Annotated in this window: 12 protein-coding genes; 8 read left to right on the top strand and 4 right to left on the bottom strand. The window is 44.7% G+C overall.

Translation table 11 applies throughout. The features are described from left to right. Positions 1-30 precede the first annotated feature (30 nt). Complete coding sequence (locus tag AB4329_RS11125) at positions 31-306, bottom strand: nitrogenase-stabilizing/protective protein NifW (protein ID WP_017060331.1); 276 nt, start codon at positions 304-306, stop codon at positions 31-33. Positions 307-613: 307 nt separating this feature from the next. Here AB4329_RS11125 and AB4329_RS11120 point away from each other — a divergent pair, with 307 nt between their 5' ends. The 3 genes from AB4329_RS11120 to AB4329_RS11110 all read left to right on the top strand — a co-directional run bounded on the left by AB4329_RS11120 (position 614) and on the right by AB4329_RS11110 (position 4,532). Next, positions 614-1,708 carry a NapC/NirT family cytochrome c gene (locus tag AB4329_RS11120; RefSeq protein WP_372133402.1) on the top strand — a complete coding sequence of 365 codons (1,095 nt, stop codon included), beginning with the start codon at positions 614-616 and terminating at the stop codon, positions 1,706-1,708. Between the two features lie 22 nt (positions 1,709-1,730). After that, positions 1,731-4,178, top strand: coding sequence for a molybdopterin guanine dinucleotide-containing S/N-oxide reductase (locus AB4329_RS11115; protein WP_017071931.1), 2,448 nt, complete (start codon positions 1,731-1,733; stop codon positions 4,176-4,178). A gap of 141 nt (positions 4,179-4,319) precedes the next feature. Continuing rightward, positions 4,320-4,532 carry a TIGR02450 family Trp-rich protein gene (locus AB4329_RS11110; protein ID WP_017068050.1) on the top strand — a complete coding sequence of 71 codons (213 nt, stop codon included), beginning with the start codon at positions 4,320-4,322 and terminating at the stop codon, positions 4,530-4,532. A gap of 40 nt (positions 4,533-4,572) precedes the next feature. On the opposite strand, the gene AB4329_RS11105 is transcribed toward AB4329_RS11110, so the two are convergent. Next, positions 4,573-5,310, bottom strand: a complete 738-nt coding sequence (locus tag AB4329_RS11105) for an HAD-IIB family hydrolase (protein ID WP_017068049.1) — start codon at positions 5,308-5,310, stop codon at positions 4,573-4,575. A 639-nt stretch (positions 5,311-5,949) separates the two neighbouring features. On the opposite strand from AB4329_RS11105, the gene proV reads away from it, so the two are divergent. The 3 genes from proV to proX are packed head-to-tail and all read left to right on the top strand — an operon-like array spanning position 5,950 to position 9,235. Then, on the top strand, positions 5,950-7,137 hold the full coding sequence (gene proV / locus AB4329_RS11100) for a glycine betaine/L-proline ABC transporter ATP-binding protein ProV (protein ID WP_372073073.1): 1,188 nt from the start codon (positions 5,950-5,952) through the stop codon (positions 7,135-7,137). A 3-nt stretch (positions 7,138-7,140) separates the two neighbouring features. Then, positions 7,141-8,235, top strand: coding sequence for a glycine betaine/L-proline ABC transporter permease ProW (gene proW / locus AB4329_RS11095; protein ID WP_102333175.1), 1,095 nt, complete (start codon positions 7,141-7,143; stop codon positions 8,233-8,235). Further along, positions 8,228-9,235 (top strand): glycine betaine/L-proline ABC transporter substrate-binding protein ProX, encoded by a 1,008-nt coding sequence (proX, locus tag AB4329_RS11090; protein ID WP_017065955.1) that lies wholly within the window; start codon positions 8,228-8,230, stop codon positions 9,233-9,235. Before proW ends, proX begins: the two co-directional genes overlap by 8 nt. Before the next feature lie 204 nt (positions 9,236-9,439). Here the strand turns inward: proX and AB4329_RS11085 are convergent, their stop codons facing one another. Continuing rightward, positions 9,440-9,814: a nuclear transport factor 2 family protein gene (locus tag AB4329_RS11085; protein ID WP_017060338.1), complete on the bottom strand. Its 375-nt coding sequence runs from the start codon at positions 9,812-9,814 to the stop codon at positions 9,440-9,442. 144 nt (positions 9,815-9,958) lie between these two features. Here AB4329_RS11085 and AB4329_RS11080 point away from each other — a divergent pair, with 144 nt between their 5' ends. Further along, a complete protein-coding gene (locus AB4329_RS11080; protein WP_372073070.1) occupies positions 9,959-10,825 on the top strand; it encodes a LysR family transcriptional regulator in 867 nt (288 codons plus the stop codon). A gap of 28 nt (positions 10,826-10,853) precedes the next feature. Here AB4329_RS11080 and AB4329_RS11075 read toward each other — a convergent pair whose 3' ends face one another. Further along, on the bottom strand, positions 10,854-12,713 hold the full coding sequence (locus AB4329_RS11075) for a helix-turn-helix domain-containing protein (protein ID WP_372138304.1): 1,860 nt from the start codon (positions 12,711-12,713) through the stop codon (positions 10,854-10,856). A gap of 306 nt (positions 12,714-13,019) precedes the next feature. Between AB4329_RS11075 and AB4329_RS11070 the strand changes: the two genes are divergently transcribed. Beyond that, positions 13,020-23,414, top strand: coding sequence for a hypothetical protein (locus AB4329_RS11070; RefSeq protein ID WP_372138347.1), 10,395 nt, complete (start codon positions 13,020-13,022; stop codon positions 23,412-23,414). Positions 23,415-23,425: the final 11 nt, after the last annotated feature.

Here is a 23,425-nt window from a genome sequence, read left to right as displayed (position 1 = left end):
TAGTTCTCTACTTTGAGCAGTACTTCCTATCTATCGACGCTGACAAGTTGTACACCCACGACAGGCTGAACGTGTGTGGCGATCTAACTTGCTGCGTTGAACCTTACAATAAGCGTTTTTCAGCGCTCTTCTTCCTGAGAACCAATCATCGGGTTTTGACAGGATCAGATAACCATTAAAGCGTTTCATAAGCTCGACTCTATTTTGGTTGATGAACTTGCTATCAAACCCAATTTCGAAGTAATCAAGCGCTTGTTCAATCGAGGTGAAACTCGCCATTTTTTGTTGGAATTCTGTTTGGTTCATTGAGTGAGGAGTTTATGAAAAATAGATAGCCAATATTGTAATAGATTTACAATTTACTTCTTTGACTTAGAAAGCCGTTTTGTCTCGTTGATGTTGGATTAATCAATAATGAATATTTAACCGCTGCCTCTTATTTGGTGGGTGATTGTATCTGGTGGGGAATAATTTCGTGAAGTGACCTTGGGTTCTCATAAAGGTTCAATTTTTGTTCCTCAGAATGCGATTTATGATCCAAATCAAACTGATCTACCCCTAAAGTACTATTCTGATCTTAATTGTAACCAATTGTTGAAGATGATTAAGAATTATGACAATAAAAAAACGTTATATCGCACTAATTGCGGCGGTTGGTATAGGTATTGGCTGGTTAACCTTAGGGGGAACTGCAGCCGTTATGCACTATACATCGAGCACTGAGTTTTGTGTTTCTTGCCACACAATGGAAGCACCCCACAAAGAATACCAAGGTTCTGTACACTTCAGTAACGCAAAAGGCATTCGAGCTGAATGTGCCGATTGCCACATTCCAACTGATCCGATTGACTACGTGATCACCAAAGTAAGAGCGTCCAAAGACATCTACCACGAATTTATTTCAGGTAAGATAGACACGCCTGAGAAATATGAAGCACACCGTGAAGAGATGGCTGAGACAGTTTGGGCTCAATTCCGCGAGAATGACTCAGCGACTTGTCGCTCTTGTCACGAATTCGATGCAATGGAAGAGTTCGAGCAATCTCGTGATGCAGAAAAAATGCATGCTTATGGTCGTGAAAATAACCAAACGTGTATCGATTGTCACAAAGGCGTTGCACATTTTGCTCCTGAAGCTCAGCTAGATAGCAAAGCGTTCGATACCCTGATCGCATTTACGAAAAACACGCCAGCAGATGCGAAAGTGGTTTACCCAGTAACCGATATCGCAATGGGTGACTTCGGCAGTGTAAACCCAACAGCAGAACTGCAAGTGGTTAAGGCTGAAGGCGACAACCGTACTGTGACTTTGAATGCATTCCAAATGAAAGGTGCAGAGCAAGTGCTTTACTTCGGTGAAGGCCAACGTGCAATCGTTGCGACATTGACAGACAAAGGTCAAGAAGCACTGACTACTGGTGACTATAAAGCAGATGCTTATGGTAACGAGTGGCGTTCAGTTGCGCTAACGGGTGATATCACTTCTCCAGTTGTCGATAAACTAGACCCAATCTGGTCTTACGCAGAAGAGTTGGACAACGTTTACTGTGCAACGTGTCACGCGAAAATTCCTTCAAACCACTTCACTGTGAATGCTTGGGGGCCTGTTGCGAAAAGTATGGGCGACCGTACAGACATTTCTGAGCAAAACCTTGAGCTGCTGACTAAGTACTTCCAAAACCACGCGAAAGACGTTGTTGGTCACTAAAGAGAATTAGAAGGATAAAATTATGACTAATATGACACGTCGTGGATTTATGAAAGGCACAGGTATTACAGCTGGTGCGTTGGCATTCACATCTTTGACGCCGATGAGCGCAATTGCTTCGGACAAACGTGGTTCTGGTGTTCTAACATCAGGTCGTATGGGACCAATGCTGTGTGAAGTGAAAGATGGCAAGTTAGTGTCGACGACGAATGCACTGGCACAAACGGTTCCAAATAGCCTGCAGACCACAGGCCCTGATCAAGTACACACCAAAGCGCGTGTTAAGTACCCTATGGTTCGTAAAGGCTACTTGGCTAACCCATCTGCACCTGAAGGTGTACGTGGTAGTGATGAATTTGTTCGTATCTCTTGGGATGAAGTGTACAAATTGATTCACCAACAACACTCACGTATTCGTCAAGAGCACGGTGCGGAATCTGTATTCGCAGGCTCTTATGGCTGGCGTTCAAGTGGTGTTCTGCACAAAGCGCAAACGCTTCTACAACGTTACATGAGCATGGCTGGTGGTTACTCTGGTCACTTAGGTGATTACTCAACAGGTGCTGCGCAAGTTATCATGCCGCACGTTGTGGGTTCGATTGAGGTGTATGAACAGCAGACGACTTACCCAGTTATCCTTGAGCACAGTGATGTGGTGGTACTTTGGGGCCTAAACCCAATTAACACCTTGAAGATCGCTTGGAGCTCAACCGACTGTGCAGGTCTTGAGTTCTTCCACCAGTTGAAGAAGTCGGGCAAGACAGTGATTGCGATTGACCCAATGCGCTCTGAGACTATCGAGTTTTTTGGTGACAACGCAGAGTGGATTGCTCCTCACCCAATGACTGACGTAGCCATGATGATGGGTATCGCACACACGTTAGTGAAACAGGGCAAGCACGATAAAGAATTCTTGGGTAAATACACAACAGGTTACGACGTATTCGAAGCTTACTTGATGGGTAAGGAAGACGGCGTAGAAAAATCTGCTGAGTGGGCGTCTGAGATCTGTGGTGTGCCAGTGAAGCAGCTTGAGCTACTTGCGGATATCTTCAGTAAGAACCGTACTATGCTGATGTCTGGCTGGGGTATGCAGCGTCAACAATACGGTGAACAACGTCACTGGATGTTGGTTACGCTAGCGACAATGCTAGGTCAAGTTGGCTTGCCTGGTGGTGGTTTCGGTCTTTCTTACCACTACTCAAACGGTGGTAACCCTGCTCGTGATGCAGGCGTACTTCCTGCGATTTCAGCGTCACTTGGCGGTGGTTCTTCGGCGGGTAACGATTGGGCTGTTTCAGGATCTGTGAACGCATTCCCTGTAGCGCGTATTGTTGAAGCGCTAGAAAACCCGGGTTCAAGCTACCATCACAATGGTCACAACCTAACGTTCCCAGAGATCAAAATGATCTGGTGGGCAGGCGGTGCGAACTTTACTCACCACCAAGATACCAACCGCTTGATCAAAGCTTGGCAAAAGCCTGAGCTGATTGTTATCTCAGAACCTTACTGGACAGCAGCAGCTAAGCACGCGGATATTGTTCTGCCAATTACTACATCGTTTGAACGTAATGATATGACGATGACGGGTGACTACAGTAACCAACACTTAGTGCCAATGAAGAAAGTGGTTGAGCCACAAGGTGAAGCTCGTAACGATTTCGATGTATTTGCGGACATGTCTGAGTTACTTGCTCCGGGTGGTCGTGATGTGTACACCGAAGGCAAGACCGAGATGGAATGGCTGTATGGTTTCTACAAAACCGCACAGCAAGGTGGTCGTGGTCAGCGTATCGTAATGCCTAACTTCAGCAAGTTCTGGGAAGATAATCAGTTGATCGAGATGAAGTGGAACGAGAAGAACGCACAGTTTGTTCGTTACGCTGATTTTCGTGAGAACCCAATCATGAACCCACTAGGTACACCAAGTGGCAAGTTCGAGATATTCTCAAGAACCATTGAAGGTTACCAACTAGATGATTGCCCTGCACACCCAACTTGGTTAGAACCAACAGAGTACACAGGCAACGCTAAAGATGGCGAACTGCAACTGATGACAGCGCACGCCGCGCACCGTCTGCATAGCCAGTTCAACTACGCGAAGATCCGCGAAGAGTATGCGATTGCAGACCGTGAGCCGATTTCAATTCACCCTGAAGATGCGAAAGCTCGAGGCATTAAAACGGGTGACTTGGTTCGTGCACATAATGGTCGTGGACAAGTATTGGTGGGTGCATTAGTGACGGATGGCATCAAACAAGGCTCTGTATGTATCCATGAAGGCGGTTGGCCTGATTTAGATAAAGAGACAGGCCTATGTAAAAACGGTGGCTGTAACGTGCTTACGTTAGATATCCCGACTTCTCGTTTGGCGAATGGCTGTGCTGCAAACTCTGCGCTTGTGAAGATTGAAAAATACACAGGTCCAGTATTAGAACTCACGGCATTTGATCCACCTAAAAACGGCTAATCTTTAACAAGTAATAGCTAACTGAATGAAGCCAGCCTAATCGCTGGCTTTTTTTGATCCTTTTCTTGCGACGAAGACTATTACTCAGTGTCGGCTAGACAATCCATAATAATCAATGACATCTAAGCGAGAAATAAACTCATGAATCGAATCAATCCAAAGAAACTACTTCGCAGTAAATGGACGGCCGTTAGCCCTGTAAAGAAAGAAAAACACTTTATGGTCACAGAGGTAGAGTTTGAAGAAGGGGAGGTTATTCGTTGTTTGATAGAAGCGGTGATGACCAAACGAGAGGAAGACATCAACTGGCGTGATCTCACCGACAAGGATCATTGGCTTCCCGGTTGGAAATAAGGATAGCAAGTAGGGAGCAGTCGGTCACCTCTACTTATTTCTAATTACCCGCTGCTGCACGCCCTTGCCAGTATTTAAGGCCTTCTAAGACACCCTCAGCATGTGTTGCTCTACTCGTGTATACGTTGTCTCTATCCGATAGGTGAGCAACCTCTGGGTAATGGTTAGCAACCAGTATCGAGTTTACGCCTTCAATGGTGAGCATTGAGGTGTCGTTAGCTGAGTCACCTGCGACGCACACTTCTGCAACGCTCAAATCGTGTTGTTCGAGTAGGTGGTGAATCGCAGTCGCCTTGTTAACGCCTTTTGGTGTGATATCTAAGTACCAATCATGAGAGTAAGTCAGGTGAACATCTAATCCGTGCATCTCCAAGCTAGATTCAATCAGTTCGTGTTGAGGCTCTGAAAGCTTTCCTTCAAAGGTGATCTTGTAATCGCCTTGATGGTTTTCTATGCGCTCACCCATAAAATCAAGGGGGGCGAGAGCCGTCTCTACCCTTGATTTGTTCCAAGAAGCTTCCAGTTGGTTATGCCAAACATGGTCTGGTTTTTGGGAATGAACATGATGAATTTTGGTGCCCACATCGCTAATAATACTGTGTGGCTTCGGGTAGTTATCCGATTCTAAACCCATTCGAATCGAAGGTAATGTTCTTCCTGTCGCGATGATAAAGCGAATATCAGGTTGTTCTGTGAGGTAATCAAATAGCTGGTTAACACCGTGAGATGAGCCTCCATCAAGCGTACCGTCAAAGTCACACACCAACATTTTTATCATTCGAATTCCTTGTCTTTTTCTCTATTTCGTCACGGGAAAATGCTTATTTCTTTTATAAAGAATGGCTCAGCAATGAGCACTCTACAAGTTGAAGTTCAGCTTAGATAATCACCAATTGACAGTTTGCAGCAGGTATCACAGTTGGTGTGACGTATTAAAATTCTTGGTTGAAAAGGTTGATTTCAACTCGCTGACTTTAGCCGGTTGACCTTTGGTTTTTAGGTAGAGATTGAGAGTTGATCTTATATTTTTTACCGAGCGAACTTTCGCCTCGGAAACATCATGAAAGCTCAATAAATAGTTCGTACTCGAATTATTTGTGCACGAACTAATTATGGTTTTTGTTGGTTCATTCAGCCTATTAATCACTCTAATGTAAAATTAATATTCAATAACCTACGACTACGTAATACATAATATTGGCCGTACGCTTATCTAATTTATCCCTTTTATTATCAGTAGCTTGCTTTGTTTTTGCTTATTTTTGGTCTTGTTGTTGCTGGTCTGGTTTCAGTCTGTTGCCTTGTTTTACCGAACGAAGAACCTTGATTTACACGTGTCAATTACTTAGAGTGCTAATTGTTTTTCGGGTTTAAATAACCAATTTAAGTTTAAATAACTGAGAAAGGATTAGATTACATGGATCCCATACTGGAAGTTAAGGGACTGTACAAGGTGTTTGGTGAAGACACCGACCGTGCTTTTACAATGATTAATGAAGGCGCAAATAAAGATAAAGTTTTCGAAGAAACAGGGCTAACGATCGGCGTTAACGATGTTTCTCTTAGTATTCAAGAAGGCGAGATTTTCGTCATAATGGGATTGTCAGGATCTGGCAAATCAACCCTAGTACGCCTTCTTAACCGCTTGATCGAACCTACCAAAGGCAATGTGCTTCTTCGAGGCAAAGACATTGCCCACATCTCAGAAGATGAACTGCGTGAAGTCCGCCGCAACAACATCTCCATGGTTTTCCAAAATTTCGCACTGATGCCGCATATGACAGTTATCGAAAATGCTGCATTTGGCCTTGAGCTGGCAGGTGTTGAAGTAGATAAACGAAAACAGTCAGCATTTGAAGCGTTAGAGCGCGTAGGCCTTGGCGCATACTCAGAATCGTACCCAGATGAATTGTCTGGCGGTATGAAACAACGTGTTGGTCTAGCGCGAGCCTTGGCATGTGACCCAGATATCCTGTTAATGGACGAAGCGTTCTCGGCACTCGATCCTTTGATTCGTACTGAAATGCAAGATGAACTGATTCGTCTTCAAAATGACGATAAACGAACGATTGTATTCATCTCTCATGATTTGGATGAAGCGATGAGAATCGGTGACCGTATTGCCATTATGCAAAACGGTGAAGTGGTTCAAGTGGGCACACCAGACGAAATTCTTAACAACCCAGCGAACGACTATGTCGAAGCCTTTTTCCGTGGTGTAAATGTCGCAAGCGTACTTACTGTGAAAGACATTGCGCGTAAGAAGCCAGCTGCGGTATTTAAAAAATCAGAACACGATGGCCCAGCGTCCGCTCTACAAATTTTGATGGATAACGACCGCGAGTACGGCATCGTAGTTGAGAAGAGCAGCCGTTACTCCGGCATTGTCTCTATCGACTCGCTTCGTAAAGCCCACAAAGAGAACAAATCACTCATCAGCGCACAGCTCGATGATGGACTAACGCTGAACCCTGATTTACCAATCAATGATGTGCTTGGCCTAGTTGGTGGTGTGCCTTACTCAGTGCCTGTTGTGGATGAGCAAGGTAATTACTTTGGCGTGGTGACTAAGTCACGACTGTTACAAACATTGGATAAGGGGTAGATCATGTCGTCTGAACAAACAAATAATGACCCATGGTCTCAATCGGCTCCTCCAGCTCAACCTGCAAGTGATCCTTGGGGTCAATCCGCTGATACCTCACCGTCAGCGGATTGGTTAAGCAGCGAAACCGTTGAAACGACACCTTTTGATCCACTTGACCCTTTTGCAGAGGCTGTGCTGCCTGTTGACACTTGGGTTGAGTCTGGACTGAATTGGTTAGTTGAGCACGGACGCCCATTATTCCAGGCAATCCGTGTGCCTATCGATTTTATCCTAAGTTCATTTGAAACGGCGTTGGTGTCTACGCCAGCACCATTCATGTTGATCATCTTGTTTCTAGTGGCATGGCAGTTTTCAAACTTGAAGCTTGGCGTTGCAACGGCCGTATCTTTGACTTTCATTGGCTTGATTGGCGCTTGGTCTGAAGCAATGACCACATTGTCACTGGTCATGACATCCGTATTCTTCTGCCTATTGATTGGCTTACCCATGGGGATATGGCTCGCTCGAAGTAACACGGCGGCTAAATTCGTGCGCCCAATTTTGGATGCTATGCAAACCACACCAGCCTTCGTTTATTTAGTACCGATCGTCATGTTGTTTGGTATCGGTAACGTTCCGGGTGTCGTGGTGACCATCATATTCGCACTTCCTCCTGTTGTTCGTTTGACCATCTTGGGTATTCAGCAAGTTCCGGAAGAATTGATCGAAGCGGGTCACTCATTCGGTGCAAGCAAAAAGCAGATGCTTTACCGAATTCAACTGCCACTTGCATTACCAACTATCATGGCGGGCGTGAACCAAACACTGATGTTGTCGTTATCGATGGTGGTTATCGCATCAATGATTGCGGTAGGTGGTTTAGGTCAAATGGTACTGAGAGGTATTGGCCGTTTGGATATGGGACTGGCCGCTGTTGGTGGTTTAGGCATCGTTATCTTAGCCATCTTATTAGACAGAATCACCCAAGTACTGGGTGTCAATGCTGGTAATACAAAATTACGCTGGTATCGCATGGGACCTGTTTCCCTTGTACTGAATGTACTTAATCGCGGTAACAAATCAGAACTTCAATTAAGGAAAAACACCAATGAATAATTCATGGAAGAGTAAACTCGCAGTAAGCATCGTTTCTACATTAGCGGTATCGACTAACGTGTGGGCAGCAAGCCTACCGGGTGATGGCGTATCAGTTCAGCCTGTTCAATCGTCTGTAGCGGAAGAGACATTCCAAACATTGATCGTTAACCGTGCTCTAGAAGAACTGGGTTATGACGTGAAATCAACTCAAGAAGTGGACTACAACGTAGGCTACACCTCGATTGCAAAGGGTGACGCAACGTTCCTAACGGTAGGTTGGTTCCCGCTTCATGCTGATAAATACACAATGGCAGGTGGTGATGAGAAATTCTACCGTGAAGGCCAATATGTAAGCGGCGCTGCTCAAGGTTACCTAATTGATAAGAAAACGGCTGAAAAGTACAACATCACCAACATTGGTCAATTAACTGATCCAAAAATCGCGAAGCTGTTTGATGCGGACGGTGATGGCAAAGCAGACCTAACAGGCTGTAACCCAGGCTGGGGTTGTGAGATGGTGATTGAACACCAACTTTCAGCGTTCAAACTGGACGATACGGTAACTCACAACCAAGGTAACTACGCTGCAATCATTGCAGATACAATTTCTCGTTACCAAAAGGGTGAATCAATCCTTTACTACACATGGACACCTTACTGGGTAAGTGGCGTACTGGTGCCTAACGAAGATGTGGTTTGGTTAGAAGTACCTTTCTCAGCACTTCCTGGCGAGCGTTCGAACGTTGATACGACGCTATCTAACGGCAAAAACTACGGCTTCGAAATGAACTCAATGCGCATTATTGCGAATAAAGAGTTTGCTAAGAACAACCCATCAGCAGCGAAGCTTTTTGAAATCATCAAACTTAACATCAATGATGTAAGCGCTCAGAACATGATGATGAGTAAAGGTAAGAACAGCTCTGCGGATATCGAAGCGCACGTAAACGGTTGGATCAAAGCGAACCAAAGCACGTTCGATGGTTGGATTACAGAAGCGAAGAAAGCAGCACTGTAACTTTGACTTGTATTTGTTCTGTCTTACCAGACACTTTGATTTGAAATGATGAGCGTGTTGAGTGATTGTGTAGAGTCACTCAATCACCTTCAAACCAAGTGAAAGGGCGACAAGAGTGAACATTATAAAGCCAGCAGTCCATTTGGATTGCTGGCTTTTTGTTTTCTGCTTCTATTTTTGAGCTTCTAGCTGTTAATTACAGCTCTAGCGTTCGCCTTGAACTTCGAAGTTGTCGCTGACTAAGCGAGCGCAGCCATCGGCTTCAAGTGCCCAGTGTTCATGATGTACAACGCCAAACGCTTTGTTCATTGTCCAACTCGCGGTAAGAATGTAACCGCCGTCTGGGTGCTCTTCCCATTTTACATCGGTGTAATCAACGTCTTTGAAACCTTGGTCGATGATGTTTTGCCAAAATGCTTGAATCGCTTCATGACCTTCAAAAGTACCAAATGGACGCGCTTCCATTACACAGCTTTTAGTATATTGATCGGCACAACCTTTCGCATCTTGGTTGTTGAAAGCCTTTTGCCACGCGTTAATGCCTTGCTTACATGCTTCTAAAATTTGGTTGTCTAACATTGTCTTTCTCCATAACAGTCTTGTTGTTTCGAGCACTGTCTTTTTTATTTGGTATTTCGATAAGTTGAATTGAGTTTAGTCTTGGAAATTGATTTGAAAAACAGAGATAATAGAAAATACTGTTTGTAAAAAGAGAACAATAAGATGAGTAAGCTAAAGCAGATGTCGATTTTCGCTCATATCGTAGAGCAGGGTTCAGTCTCGGCTGCGGCTGAAAAGTTAGAGTTGTCTAAATCTGTCGTCAGTCAACATCTCAAAATTCTAGAACAAGAGTTAGGCGCATCTCTCCTTAAACGCACAACACGCAGGCAATCTCTGACCAGTATGGGTGAGCGTTTTTATTTGAGTTGCAAAGACATCAACGTGATCGCTGAATCGGCTTGGGATATGGCGAAAGCTGAGCTAGAAGAGCCCCAAGGTCGGATTCGTATTACGGCGTCGAATGCTCTGATGGACTTGCTCGTCGTACCCGTCATTGCAGATCTAATGAAGCAATATCCGAAGTTAAAGCCAGAACTGATAAGCGACGATCAGCATTTAGACTTCATGGAGCACGATATTGATCTCGCGGTACGAGTGGGCAGTTCTCGTGACAGTAACTTAAAGCAGAAGAGGTTAGGTGAGTTTAAAGATGTGTTATGTGGCGTTGAAAGCATGCGTGAACGTGAGCTTGAATCGATTCCTTACATTGCAAACTCTTGGCAGGGAAAGCAGGTGACTCATCATTTTAGTTCTCAAACTGAGCAGGACTTTGTCTACCAACAGCAAGCTAGTTGCGTCACCAATTCGTTCCACAGTTGCCTTGCACTGATTAAATCAGGTGTTGGTATCGGTGTGATTCCAGATTTCTGCATTCCTCAGTTATTTGGTGATGTTGTCGACGTGCTGCCAAGCTTTGAATTACCCACCAACACGGTTTATGCGCTAAATCCATTCGCTTCAAATACGCCTATCGCCATCAAGCTGTGTATCCAAGCGTTGGAAGAAAAGCTTAAGCAGAATTTAGTATAAGCTTTCTATCGTTGGTAAAATCCGGTGCTTAACCATATTTACTAATAAAAGAAATAACATGTTTATTACTCAGTAATTCAATCTTGTCGATAGTCAGTACGCAATAGCGGTAGTTTTTGTTTTTGAAGGTGATGTTCGACTTTTCTTCTGTTGGTTCTGAAAACTTCCATATTTCAAATCCAAGGTTTTTCATCAGCTCCAATGCATTTGGGTTTTTGATCATCATAGAGAATTTCTTGATCTTAGTATTGCTTGCAAGAAGCTTCATATCGGAAATCAGGTTCGCAATAGATTGTTCGCGCTTCTCAGAGTGACCGCTAACCACAATGTAATTTAAGTTCTGGTTAGAATCTAAAGAGCAAGCTTGCTTAATATGTAGATGCTTATTTTGGTATTGCTCGAATACCTCTTCGTTGAAGAAAAAACCTAGGCTATGACTAACAATATTGCCCTTAACATCGACCATTTTTCTGCCATGCGCCTTTTTTTCACTGCAATAGAGAAACAGGTCGATGGTATCAAGAGCTGAAGGATCCATCTTTGTATATTGTGAAATCAGCTTTATTCTATCTATTACTGCTTTGTCATTCTGATCTGTCATTAGTGGCATGATCTGACAGTCGCAGCCTTCTTCTATTTCCCCTTTAGTGATAGATGATATTCGGCTTTGAAACGAAAAGAACCTCTCACGAAGGAAGTCTTCAAGTAATACACTGTCTTCGTTATCTTCTGAATCAAAGGTTTTCAACGTTGTATACAAGTCCAGACCAAGGCAGTCCAATAGCCTTAGGGCTTTGTAATTACTTGGCTTTACTTTGCTATTTTCCCATCGATTTATCGTTACGACATCTACAGAGCTGAATTCATCATCTAAGTGATTAATGTATGCCGCAAAATCCTTTTGCGTTAACTTCAATTTCTTGCGCGCTTCGCGCAGTAATTGCGGAAATTTCATCATGGTAGAATATTCATCTTTGATTAGTGACATTACGTTCCGATTAGTCAGATAGTCTATTTTATCAATCGTTAATATACAGTAGCTATAATATTTATTTTTGAATGTAATATTACATTTTTTAGCAGAAGGTTCTGAAAATTTAAATACTTCAAACCCCACACTCTTCAAGAGTCTCATCATATTGGGGTCTTTTACTAAAACAGAATATTTTCTAATGTTTTTGTTCTGAGAAAGTAACTGTATATCTGAAACTATATGCTCAATAACATGATCTTTTGTCTCTGAGTGTGAGCTTATATTAAAATAATTTATGCTTTTGCTTGAATTTAAAGAGCAGGCCATTCTTAGATCTAGCTCTTGAGTTTTTAATGTTTCAAATTGATGGTCTTCAAAGAAAAAGCCTACGTTGTGACTCACAATGTCACCATCTACATTGATCAGTTTGTGACCATGTGCTTTTTTCTCACAGTAGTAGAGATATAAATCAATTTGGTCCAATGGCGAAATATCGACTTTTGTGAATTTAGAAAGTAGTTTGATTCTGTCGATAACGCCAGTGTCACACGGCTCTGACATTAAAGGCCGTGACTTAAAGTTGCGTTTGCCTTGTTGTTGATTCAGGCCTGATAGAGCTGAAATTCTACTTTGAAATGAGCCATAGGATTCGTTTAAAAACAGTTCGATTAGTGTGTCTTTTTGTTCGGATTTAAAGCTCTTTATTGTCTCAAACAAATCTCCGCCAAGGTACTGTAAGATCTTGAGTGCTTTGTATGTACTAGGCTTTACCTTACTGTTTTCCCAACGATTTATCGTTACGACGTCAACCGCATTAAACTCGTCGTCCAGCTGATTTAAGTAGGTTGCAAACTCTGTTTGTGTAAATTGAAGTTCCTTTCTGAAGTTACGTAACAACTGTGAAAACTCACTCATTAAAACATTAACCTTCTGATAATTAACTCAATGTCTTGATTCTAATTTAGACATCAGATTCTCTATTTAACATCTTCAGTAATTTGTTTTTTACAGATGTTAATTGTTCGGATTATTTGAACTGTATGTTGCGCATGTCCCTAATAGGCTAAGTGCCAAATTAGTGACGTCAAATCTATGGCTTTTTGCCTAGACACTTGTCAATCTACTGTGAAGTGCGCGTTAATGTTCAGATACAACCTTGCCTTTTTCTTATCTATTTTATTGATTCCATTTGCCTCCTATGCGGACACAACGGGTCTTGTTATGGATCTGTCTGTTGACAGCGCGTCTTACGACAACGACCAAGAGGTGGCTTATACGCTTGTTTTAACGAATGAGTCGGATAAAGCTATTGCTGAGTTGGACGTTAAGGATGAGCTGTTAAATATCTTAACGACAGATGACCAAGGGAATAATGTCAGCGCGTTCTCGCAAGTCTCGACTCAAGCGCAATCCTCCTTCCTGTCATCTCCAGGTGATTACAGTCGCTTCGGAAACTTAGATGCATCAGGTGTGCGTATTGCGGCTGGTGGGTCAGTGACCTACACCATGGTCGCCACCGTTTCTGCTAACGCAGCCGGTACGATTGATAACTTCGCAAGTGCGAGCACTGGACTATTGGATGCTGTTGAATCAAATACAGAATCCATTCAGCGTGGTGTGTATCAACATGATGTTGTTGTTTCGGTCGATAAAGCGAACTATCAACTCAATAACAAACTCACCTATAAGATTAAGGTTTCGAATACTGGCGATACGTTTATTCAGGCGCTCGACGTTCAAGATGTCATTTCAGACATAAAGGCACTCAATATTGAAGGGGCTTTGCAACAAGCCTTTACTGACAACGTTAACTCAGTAAGCAAGGTTGAAGGCAGCAAAAGCGATCCAGGCACCTTCGCCGAATCAGGGGACTTATCAGTAAGTGCTGCGTCGATTGATATAGGTGGGTCAGTGACTTACGAAATTCAAGCGACCGTTGCCGACAATTTAGTCGGCGACATCGTTAATGACGGTATAATCGCTGAAACACGCGATGACTTGGTCACAGTTGATGAGGTTATCACTCCACCCACTGAGCCTAGTATCACCCTGACACATACCTTGAACCAATCGGATAACTACCTAGTCGACGATGAGTTTTCCTATACGGTCACGGTTGCTAATCAAGCAAACACTGGTATCGCGTACCATTATTCGGTTCAGCAGTTTCTTGCGGATCTTGAAACCGATCTAGGTAACGATGTCAGCAACGAAAAGAACGCAACTGACACGGTTGGTAACCCTTACGATTTTTGGACCAATGAAGTGACCTCGATCGGTTCTAATAGCCTTTCTGAACTCAATGCATCTGGAAAGGAGTCCAACAAGTCACTAGAAGACAAAGTGTCTATCTATCCCGGTGAGCAGATTGTTTATTCCGTTGTGGTGGACGTTAGCCCTGTGTCTATTGGTCAAATCCCCCAAGTCGTTGCCCGAGTGGTTGATGCTGATGGCCTCGCTGATTCTGGCGATGCTTTGGCTAATATTCTCGATTCGAAAGACGTTCTGACGACGTCGTCAAGTCAAATTACACGTAATAAGAACACCACAGATACTACTTATGTTCCGGGGATAGCCGGTGATAACGAAGTGGTCTATGACATTGTTATTTCTAACAAGGACACAGAGTTTTTTGCCAATGATATCGAAGTTGTCGATAAATTTGCTTGTATCGTGACAGAGCAAGCGGATGGCTCTAACGCTTCAGCATTTTCCGAGTGGAAGCTTGAAGTCGCTGATAGAAGTGGTGACGGATCGAACTATGGTTCATTTAATTACAATACTTGGACAACAAACGACATCAATTTGAAAGTCGACCTCGCACCTGAGGGCTTCGTTCATTATAAGCTGACCGCAAAAGTGGCAGACACCAGTGTGGGTCAGATTGTTGATGATGGTACCGATGCGGGTTTGTGTTTAGGGGATAACTTAGGCGAGTCGGGCTCTGGTGTACAAATGCCAAACTCGAAATTAAAGGTCCAAAAGGAAGTGGATTCTCGTTACTACTCAGCTGGCGGTACCCTGAACTACGACATCACGGTAGAGAATAACGGTGACGGCTACGCGATTGATGTACCGGTTTATGATGATTTAGTCTCTGTCATGACTCAGTCTATTAATGATACACCGACTAAAGCGTATTTGAGCTGGGTTATTACTGCGAAATCCTATGCCTCTGACGGCTCAATTTCGACAAACAGTGATCCCGGCTTTACTGGTCAAATTGAAGGTAATCAAAGCAATAAACTTATCCTGGACGAGAAGGCTAAGTTGGCCCCACACGATAAGATCGTTTATAGCATTGCAGCGATCGTAAACCCCATTGCCGATGATGAAATCCGTAATGAAGTGACGGTCGACAGCGTGCTTTATTCCGACAGAGGCTCATACCCACGAGATTACTACTTAGTATTGGATAAGCGTGTTGATGGTCATAACGAACAAAACGCGTATACCGACACCACCAATACTGTCACTTATACGATCAGCATTACCAACCCAGCAGGGAACGGTTTCGCCTCTAACATCAATGTCAAAGATGAAATCAGCACCATAGAAGCTGAGCTCCTTCACGAGCCGGGTGAAACCAAGCCCGTGTTCTCATCGTGGACGATCAGTGCAGAAAGAGAGGCAGACTCTCCGTGGGTGAAAGCTGTGACTGACCCTGGATCGTTCTCGGATAACAATGATCTGGATGCCACCGCTCAGATCCCGCCAGGTGCGACGATTACTTATACCATTGTTGGGACACTCGATCGCAGTGTCGACAGTGAGATTCTTTGGGGAGCATTCACCAATACCGCAACAGTGACGGGACCAGATACTAATCTATCGGATACGGTACGCACCTATCCTAGTGAACCTAATCTTGTAGTCGCTAAGACAGCTCAAAATACCGACTTTGTTGTAGGTGAGCGCGCTACGTTCGATATTTATATCTATAACCGCGGTGTTGGCTATGCAAATGACGCAACGGTACAAGATAGTATTTCGGCGCTTAACTTCTTTAATAGCTGGACAATTGTAGGTTCGACCAACACCGATAAACCGGGTTCTCGTTACGGTGACATTGCTAACGACACTGACATCGATACCGACGTTGATATCACTCCCGGAGGGTGGGTTCACTATGAGGTGAGCGGCATTGTTAAGTCTGACTATGAAGAAGAACAAGTATCCAACCGTGTTGATGTTTACGACCCTATCACGGACCGTGACCACAGCTCTTCTGCACAAATAGATAACTCACACAGTACCTATGACATCAATGTTTCATTAGCCAAAACGACCGATGTTGTCCGCTACACGCCGGGTGAAGATCTCACCTACACCATCGTTATTGGCAATAACAGTGACACTGATGAGACCGATCTTATCTTCATGGATCGCCTGAGTGAGATCACTACTACGCTAGCGAATGATAAAGATGGTGAAGTAGAAGATGTTCTTAATCAAAACCCGTTTGACTATTGGTCTGTTGATACTGGCTCTGGTTTCGGCCCTCAAACGACTGAAGATGTGGAGTTCCCAGTTTCAATTCCGGCCAAAGACTTTGTCACGGTGCGTATTAAGGCGCATGTCAAAGACAATGCGGTATCTAACGGTGTAGCGGACAGAGACGGCGGCATAATCCGCAACGAAGCCGTGCTGATTCATGATGATAATGCCGGTTGTACTGACGATTGTGAGTATGCCAAACGTGCCGTGGCTGAAAACCATCAGGTACATAATAACGGCGGCGTTGTTCGCACTACTAACATTAACCGCTACTCTCCGGGAGATGAGTTGACTTATACCATTAGGTACAACTCTCAAGATGGACATGGTTATCGAAACAACGTAGACGTTAACGAACTGATTAATGACATATCAGTGGAGCTACAAGATGGCAATTCAGGTAATCCATTTTTCGATGATTCGGTAGGTTCAAACAAGTTTACGGTGGCGGTTGCTAAGAGCGATCCTGCGAACGCGGGTACAACAGATGGTACCAAAGACGGTGATGTTGCGAACGACACTGACATCGTAACCTCGATTGATATCGATGCTGGCGAAGACGTGACTTACACAGTAACAGGTACCGTAAGACCGGATGCGGTCGGTAATATTCATTATCGAGATACCGTCGTGATTCCCGATGACTACCATTTAGATTTTGATAAAACGACTGATGAAGCGGTGTACGAGCCCGCTCAAACCGTGACCTATCACTTAGTGATTGAGAATGACGGCAAAGGTAACGCTCACGATATTCCAATCGTCGATAACCTCGAAGATATTACGGTCAGCTTAGTGGATGGTAATACAGGACCAGCGTATTCAGATTGGACCATCACATCGATCGCAACTGGAACTGATTCTGAGTATGTGGATGCGGGCGCAGGTGCTGGCAATGTTTACACATCAACCAACAGTAACCTAAATGTTGAAGCCGATATTCCGATGGGCGCTAAGCTTGAGTACCAAGTTGTCGCGACCATCAATGACAAAGCCAATGGCGATGTTGTTAACGTTCTAACCGTCGATGGCGACACGATATCTCATGATATTCGTCAAGAAGCTCGAAAAGTTGATTTTGAAAAGAACATTCTGGCGTATTACGACACGGATGGTAATGAGTTGGTTGGTGCTACCAATTACATGCCTGGCGGCTACATCGAGTATGAAATCCTAATCGAGAACATCGCATCGGCGCACGTTGATGACATCAGTTTACGTGATGATATCGACCAGATAACGACTCAATACTACGATGGAACTCGCGGTTCGGCGTTTGATAGTTGGACGATTGAAACTTTCGCTGATGGATCGGGGATTTCAGATCCTGATGTAGATAACTCGATTAAAGACAATCAACCGATTGATACGCACTTTGATATATCGGCAGACAACTTTGGCGGTGTAGTATTGTCATCGTTTGTGCGTTACGTCATCAAGGCCAAAATCAGTCCGAAAGCAGTAGGTTCTTTCACTAACCGAGCGTACATCGATGAAGATGACGGAAATGAACTAATTGCCGTATCTCCACCTGCAAAGATGGCTGAGCCTGAAATTTCGTTCTCTAAGAAAGCATTTTATGACGCAGGCCTCTCCTCGGCAAAGACTGAGTATTCTCAAGTCGCTGGTGAAAGTGAGGTTTACTACCGAGTTCAAATTAAGAACACGGGTAATGGTATTGAGTATGGTTCTCGCCTTGAAGATACTATTTCTGCAATTCAGACTCGCATTGCAGAAGATGCCTCGACGTCTGGCACTGACCCTGTCGGCCAGCCATTTTTATCTGGTTGGGAAGTGCAGCTAGAAAAAACGGCAGCGGTAGGTTCGATTACAGACGCGGTTGACTTCGTTTCTGGTAATAACGTCAATATTGATAACGACATTGTTATCGCGCCTCAAGAAAGCCTAACGTTCACCATCCATGCTGAGATTCGTGAGGATGCGTTGGGCGATATTCAAAACAAAGCGAATTATGACGGTAAGGTTCGTACTGCGACTCTAATGCCACTAGGAAATAATATCAGTGTTGAAAAACGCGTGGTGTCGATTAACGGCAACCCGTTCAATGATGGGGATACCTATCTGCCGGGTGACGAAGTTGAGTATGAGTTTGTCGTCACTAACCCCGAAAACGGTTGGGCGAATGATATTCAAATCAAAGACACAATCACAGACATTCAAGTCGAAGTGATTGGCGGTAAAACGGAATCCGCTTTTGTTTCTGGCGATATGACCCATGAAGTCAGCAATGGTATTGATGCCAACGCGGATACTTATGTACCAAGCTACAACACCAGTGGCAACCTTGATATTGAAACCGATATTGCCGCGGGAGAAGTGCTGACCTTTAACTTAACCGGTGTCGTTCGTGACGACGCTTTGGGCACGATTGATGCGAACCAAGTGACGGCAGGAAGTGACTCTGCAACATCGCAAGTGATACCACCTAAAGATGCTGAGCTCGATTACTTCAAAACCTTGGTGTATACCGATGGTGAATCGGCAGGGTGTTCTGTTCCTTCAAACGATGGCAGCGGTTGTACTTACGCACCACGTGGTGATGTTGAGTACCAAGTTACGTTAGATAACACAGGCGATAGCATCGCAAATGACGTGAGCGTTATTGATGCGATTCACACCATTAAAACTGAAGATGGTGATGATGCGTTCTCTAGTTGGACAACGGCTATTGCGGTTGAACCTGTTGGCACTTATGACGTGCAAGGTAACTACAACGGTAGCGTACCATTGAATGCAACTGTCGATCTTCGTCCTGGTGAGCGTATTGTGTTTGACGTGAAAGGCACCGTGTCGACTTCAGCGACAGGCACTATTACCAACACGGCGCAAGTGAACGGTGATAACACCAACGACATCGTACTTGATCCGGGCCGCTCGAATATCCTGATTGATAAATGGACGGATACGCCTGAGTACGTGCCGGGTGGAACAGTGAATTACTACATCGACATCACCAATGACGATGTGGATTCTGGCCTGTTTTCGATTCGTGACATCATCAGCGGCTTTGAAGTCGAAACCGTCGATGGCTCAATGAAAACGGCATTGACAGAATGGACGGTTGATTACGATGTGCTTTATAACTCGGCGCCGTCAGACCCTGACGCTAATGATTTTTCAGAGCTAGATAAGCTAGTTGCTCAAAACAGTCCAGACATCGATTTACCTGTCGAATCGATCAAGATGGCAGGGCGTGACGATGCCGGTACGGGTGGCGGCGATAAGTACACAGTTGTCCGTATTCACGTCCAAGGCAAGGTACGAGATGACGCGATTGGGCGCTTTACCAATACGGCTTATCTGCGACATGGTTTGGACGATTCGAAGATCGCTCGCTTACGAGAAGGCTTTATCACTCCGAAGTCGGGTCAATTGGTTCTAACCAAAGAAACGACGCCAATTGCAGAACCTGATGCCAAATACCAACCGGGTCAACCAATCTCATACAAGATCACTGTGGCTAACACGGGTGAAGGTTACCTTGTCGATCAAGTTCTAACCGATCGTATCGACACCATCATGACAGAGGTGGCTAACAGCCCAGATCAAGAACAAGCGTTGACAGGTAATTGGGTCATTAGTGACGAACAGCTTGATGGCAGTGGCGATCCAGCACTGAACGCTCGCAAAGATGTGGTTAATAACGCACAGGGTTATAGTGCGACTTACAGCATTCACCCGGGTGACAGTTATTCATTTGTCGTGACCAACACTGTTAATGATAAAGCCAAAGGCGAGATCACTAACGTCGTTAAAGTTGATAGCGACGACGGTGAGCACTCTGCAGACGCGACCTACATTCCAGAAGATGCGCAAGTTGAGATCACTAAAGATGTCGATAAAGCAGAGTACCTTCCGGGAGAAACACTTCAGTACACCGTGACCGTTAAGAATAACGGCTTAGGTTGGGCTGAAGATGTTGCTATTGAAGATGCGCTGAAGTCGGTTGAAACCACGATTGCAGGTGGTACGACTGAACAAGCTTTTGACCCTGCTTCAATCCAAATATCGGCGGTATCGACAACCGGTGAAACCCCAGTACCGGATGCAACCCGTGGTGAAGACCTTCATGAGACGCTCGATATTGCGCCTCAAGACAGTATTGTTTTCACTATTCAAGTTGCGACTAATCCGTTGGCGACAGGCGATATTACTAACATCGCATCAGCGACCTTTGACGGCACAACATTTGATGACAGTGCTACCAGTACACCAGTGTTGGCGACGGTTTCGGTCAAGAAGACGGTTGATACGCCATCGTATGAAGTAACCAAGCTGATTAACTACGACATCACCGTAACCAACAGCTCTGATGCGTTTGCATCTGGTGTTCAACTTCAAGACATCATCAGTGACATTCAAGTCGACACGACCGCGGATAAACAAGAGTCGGCATTCCTACTATGGGAAGTGAGCTTTGACGCCTCGGATGATCGCTCTGTTGTCACTCCCAAGACGTTCGACTTGAGTGAAGATATCGATGTGAGTATGGATGTGGCGCCACAAAGTACCGTGACATTCCATGTTAAGGCGTTGATTCGTACGACGGCGATTGGCGATATCAGTAACACGGCAACCATCACTTATAACGGAACACCACAAGACTCAACGGTAGTCATGACACCGAAAGACTCTGAGTTTGTTGCGACGAAAACTAACGTACAAACCGAGTATGAGCCGGGTGGTGAGCTGGAATTCTTGATTACCATTGAAAACACCTCTAACAACTACATCAGCGATTTAAGTGTTGTCGATGACATGAGCACGATAGAGGTGGGCTATTACGATGGTACCACTGGGCCTGCTTTTGTTGCTGGAACCACTTCTTTGGTTGTTGAGTCAACCACGGTAGGAACGACGACGGAGCAAATTAGCCCGATTGAGTACAGTGTGGATATTGCACCGCACGGCACAGTTGTGTTCCGCTCAAAAGGCACCGTAGTCGATACCGCGACCGGACACATCATTAATACTGCGCAAGTAGATGGCGGCGATGTTATCAGTCCTCCAGTTCAAACAGTTGCGGCTGTGGTTCAAGCTGAGCTGTTTACCGATGCCCCGTATTACGTGCCGGGAGAGCAGGTTGAGTATCACTTAGTGGTGCAAAACATAGGCCGAGGTATAGCCAAAGATGTCGCGCTTTACACCCAGTTCTCTGAATCCATGGGTGATCATATTGATGGTAATTTTAGTAATGCGTTTGATGAATGGACACTAACGGCAACATCAGAAGGGGCTGAAACTCAACCTGGCACCTTTGATGACGACAAAGACCTGTTCACCTTGGTCGACATCTCGCCGGGCGGCAAGATTGATTACACGTTCACATTGACGGTCAACGAAGACATGCTGACTAATATCGATGTGCTTGGATACTACCTCGACTTAACTGGTAGCCCAGCGATGCGCGCTCGTTCTAAAGGCATGTTGGCCTCTGAAACCTCGATGCAAGCAGTGGCAGATCAAGTATCTGCTTTGGATTTGCCGCCAGTGGGTGCTGATCTGGTTGTTGAAAAACGTTCTGATAAGCCTGAATACACCGAAGATGAAGACAGTGTCACTTATTACTTAGCCGTGACCAACAACGGTCAAGGTAACGCGGCTAATGTTCGTCTAACCGATGAGATCAGTGGACTACAAAACAGCACAGGTAATAAAGTCTTTATCGATTGGACAATTGAAGGTGTGGAAGTCGACGACTCGGGCGCGGTTATTCAGCGTCATTCTTTCCCTTCGAATAAAGACTTAGACACAACCGTTAACCTGAAATCCAACAAACGAAATGCTTACGCGTTTGAGGTCGTGGGTACGCTAGGTAAGGGCTTGGATGACGACATTACCAATACCTTTACGGCGACCGAATCTGACGGTACCGAAACCAGCGACAGTGTAACTACTCATATCAAGAAGATTCCTGATAATTCTGGAGAGTTGGAGCTGACCAAGTCTGCGTTGCAAGATACCGCGCAAGTGGGTGATGCGGTTGAGTACGAGATCATCGTTGAGAACAACAATGAATCTTACTTTAAGAACGTGACTGTGGAAGACCGTTACCCAGGTGGTCTGAAATACATCGTGGATACATCAGAAGTTGTGCTAAGCGGCATTGATGGTGAGTTTGGTACGGAAGACGATCAGGCTATCTCTCAAGAACCATCAGACACAGGTAAGTTAATGTTCACATCGTTGAACTTTGACCCGGGTGAAAAACTGCGTATTCGTTACTTATTACGTGTGTCGGTAGGTGCCACTTTTGGTGATTACATCAACACCGCAGTAGCGAAGGTTGATGGCTCGGCTGTTTCTAATGAAGACACCGCCAAAGTGACCATTGAGCCGGACAAGGTGTTCGATACCTCATCGATCATCGGTAAAGTTTTTGAAGATCATAACAAAGATGGATTCCAAGCTGATGCAACCGCGTTTGATGTTGAGCTAACTGCGAACTTAGCAACACAAGGCTACATCGCTGATTCGACGCACATCATTCGTGATGGTCAAGACGTTGCTATTCAAGATGGTGCGATAACCACTGCACTTGAACAAGGTTTGGAGCTTGGTGACCTTTGGGGACATTCAGTGAACCGAACACTGCCAGAAACCAGCAAAGTGGTGATTCAATTTAAAACTCGCACACAGCAAAGCTTTGATTTCTACGTCACAACCGATGCGGGCTCTCGTATCGAGTTCGACGCACAAGGTCAGATTCAGTTTAAGCATGAATCAGACAAGAAAAAGGGACTGAGCGCGGAAAACCTCAACGTAACCAGAAACCTGTATCGCGATGGCGAGGATTACCTGTGGGAAATCGTTATCGAGAACAAAGGTATTTACGAAGATGGTATTCCGGGCGTTAAGTTGATGACGGTTGAGGGAATCGTTATTTACACAGACCAGTACGGTCGTTACCACGTGCCCGACCAATGGGTACTCAATAAGAAAGGTAAGAACTTCCTCGTGAAGTTGGACACTGATTCGCTCTCCACCTCCATGGAAGTGGTGAGCGAAAACCCAAAAGTGTTGCGAATTACCCCGAACAAGCTCACCAAGTTCAACTTTAGCGTTCATCGCAAAGACCAACAAAGTGAACAGAAGTAAGCCATTGGAAC

Origin of the sequence: Vibrio sp. 10N.261.54.A5 (assembly GCF_041471145.1) — a bacterium.
Lineage (GTDB): Bacteria > Pseudomonadota > Gammaproteobacteria > Enterobacterales > Vibrionaceae > Vibrio > Vibrio crassostreae_C.
This window is presented reverse-complemented; position numbering and strand designations above follow the sequence as displayed.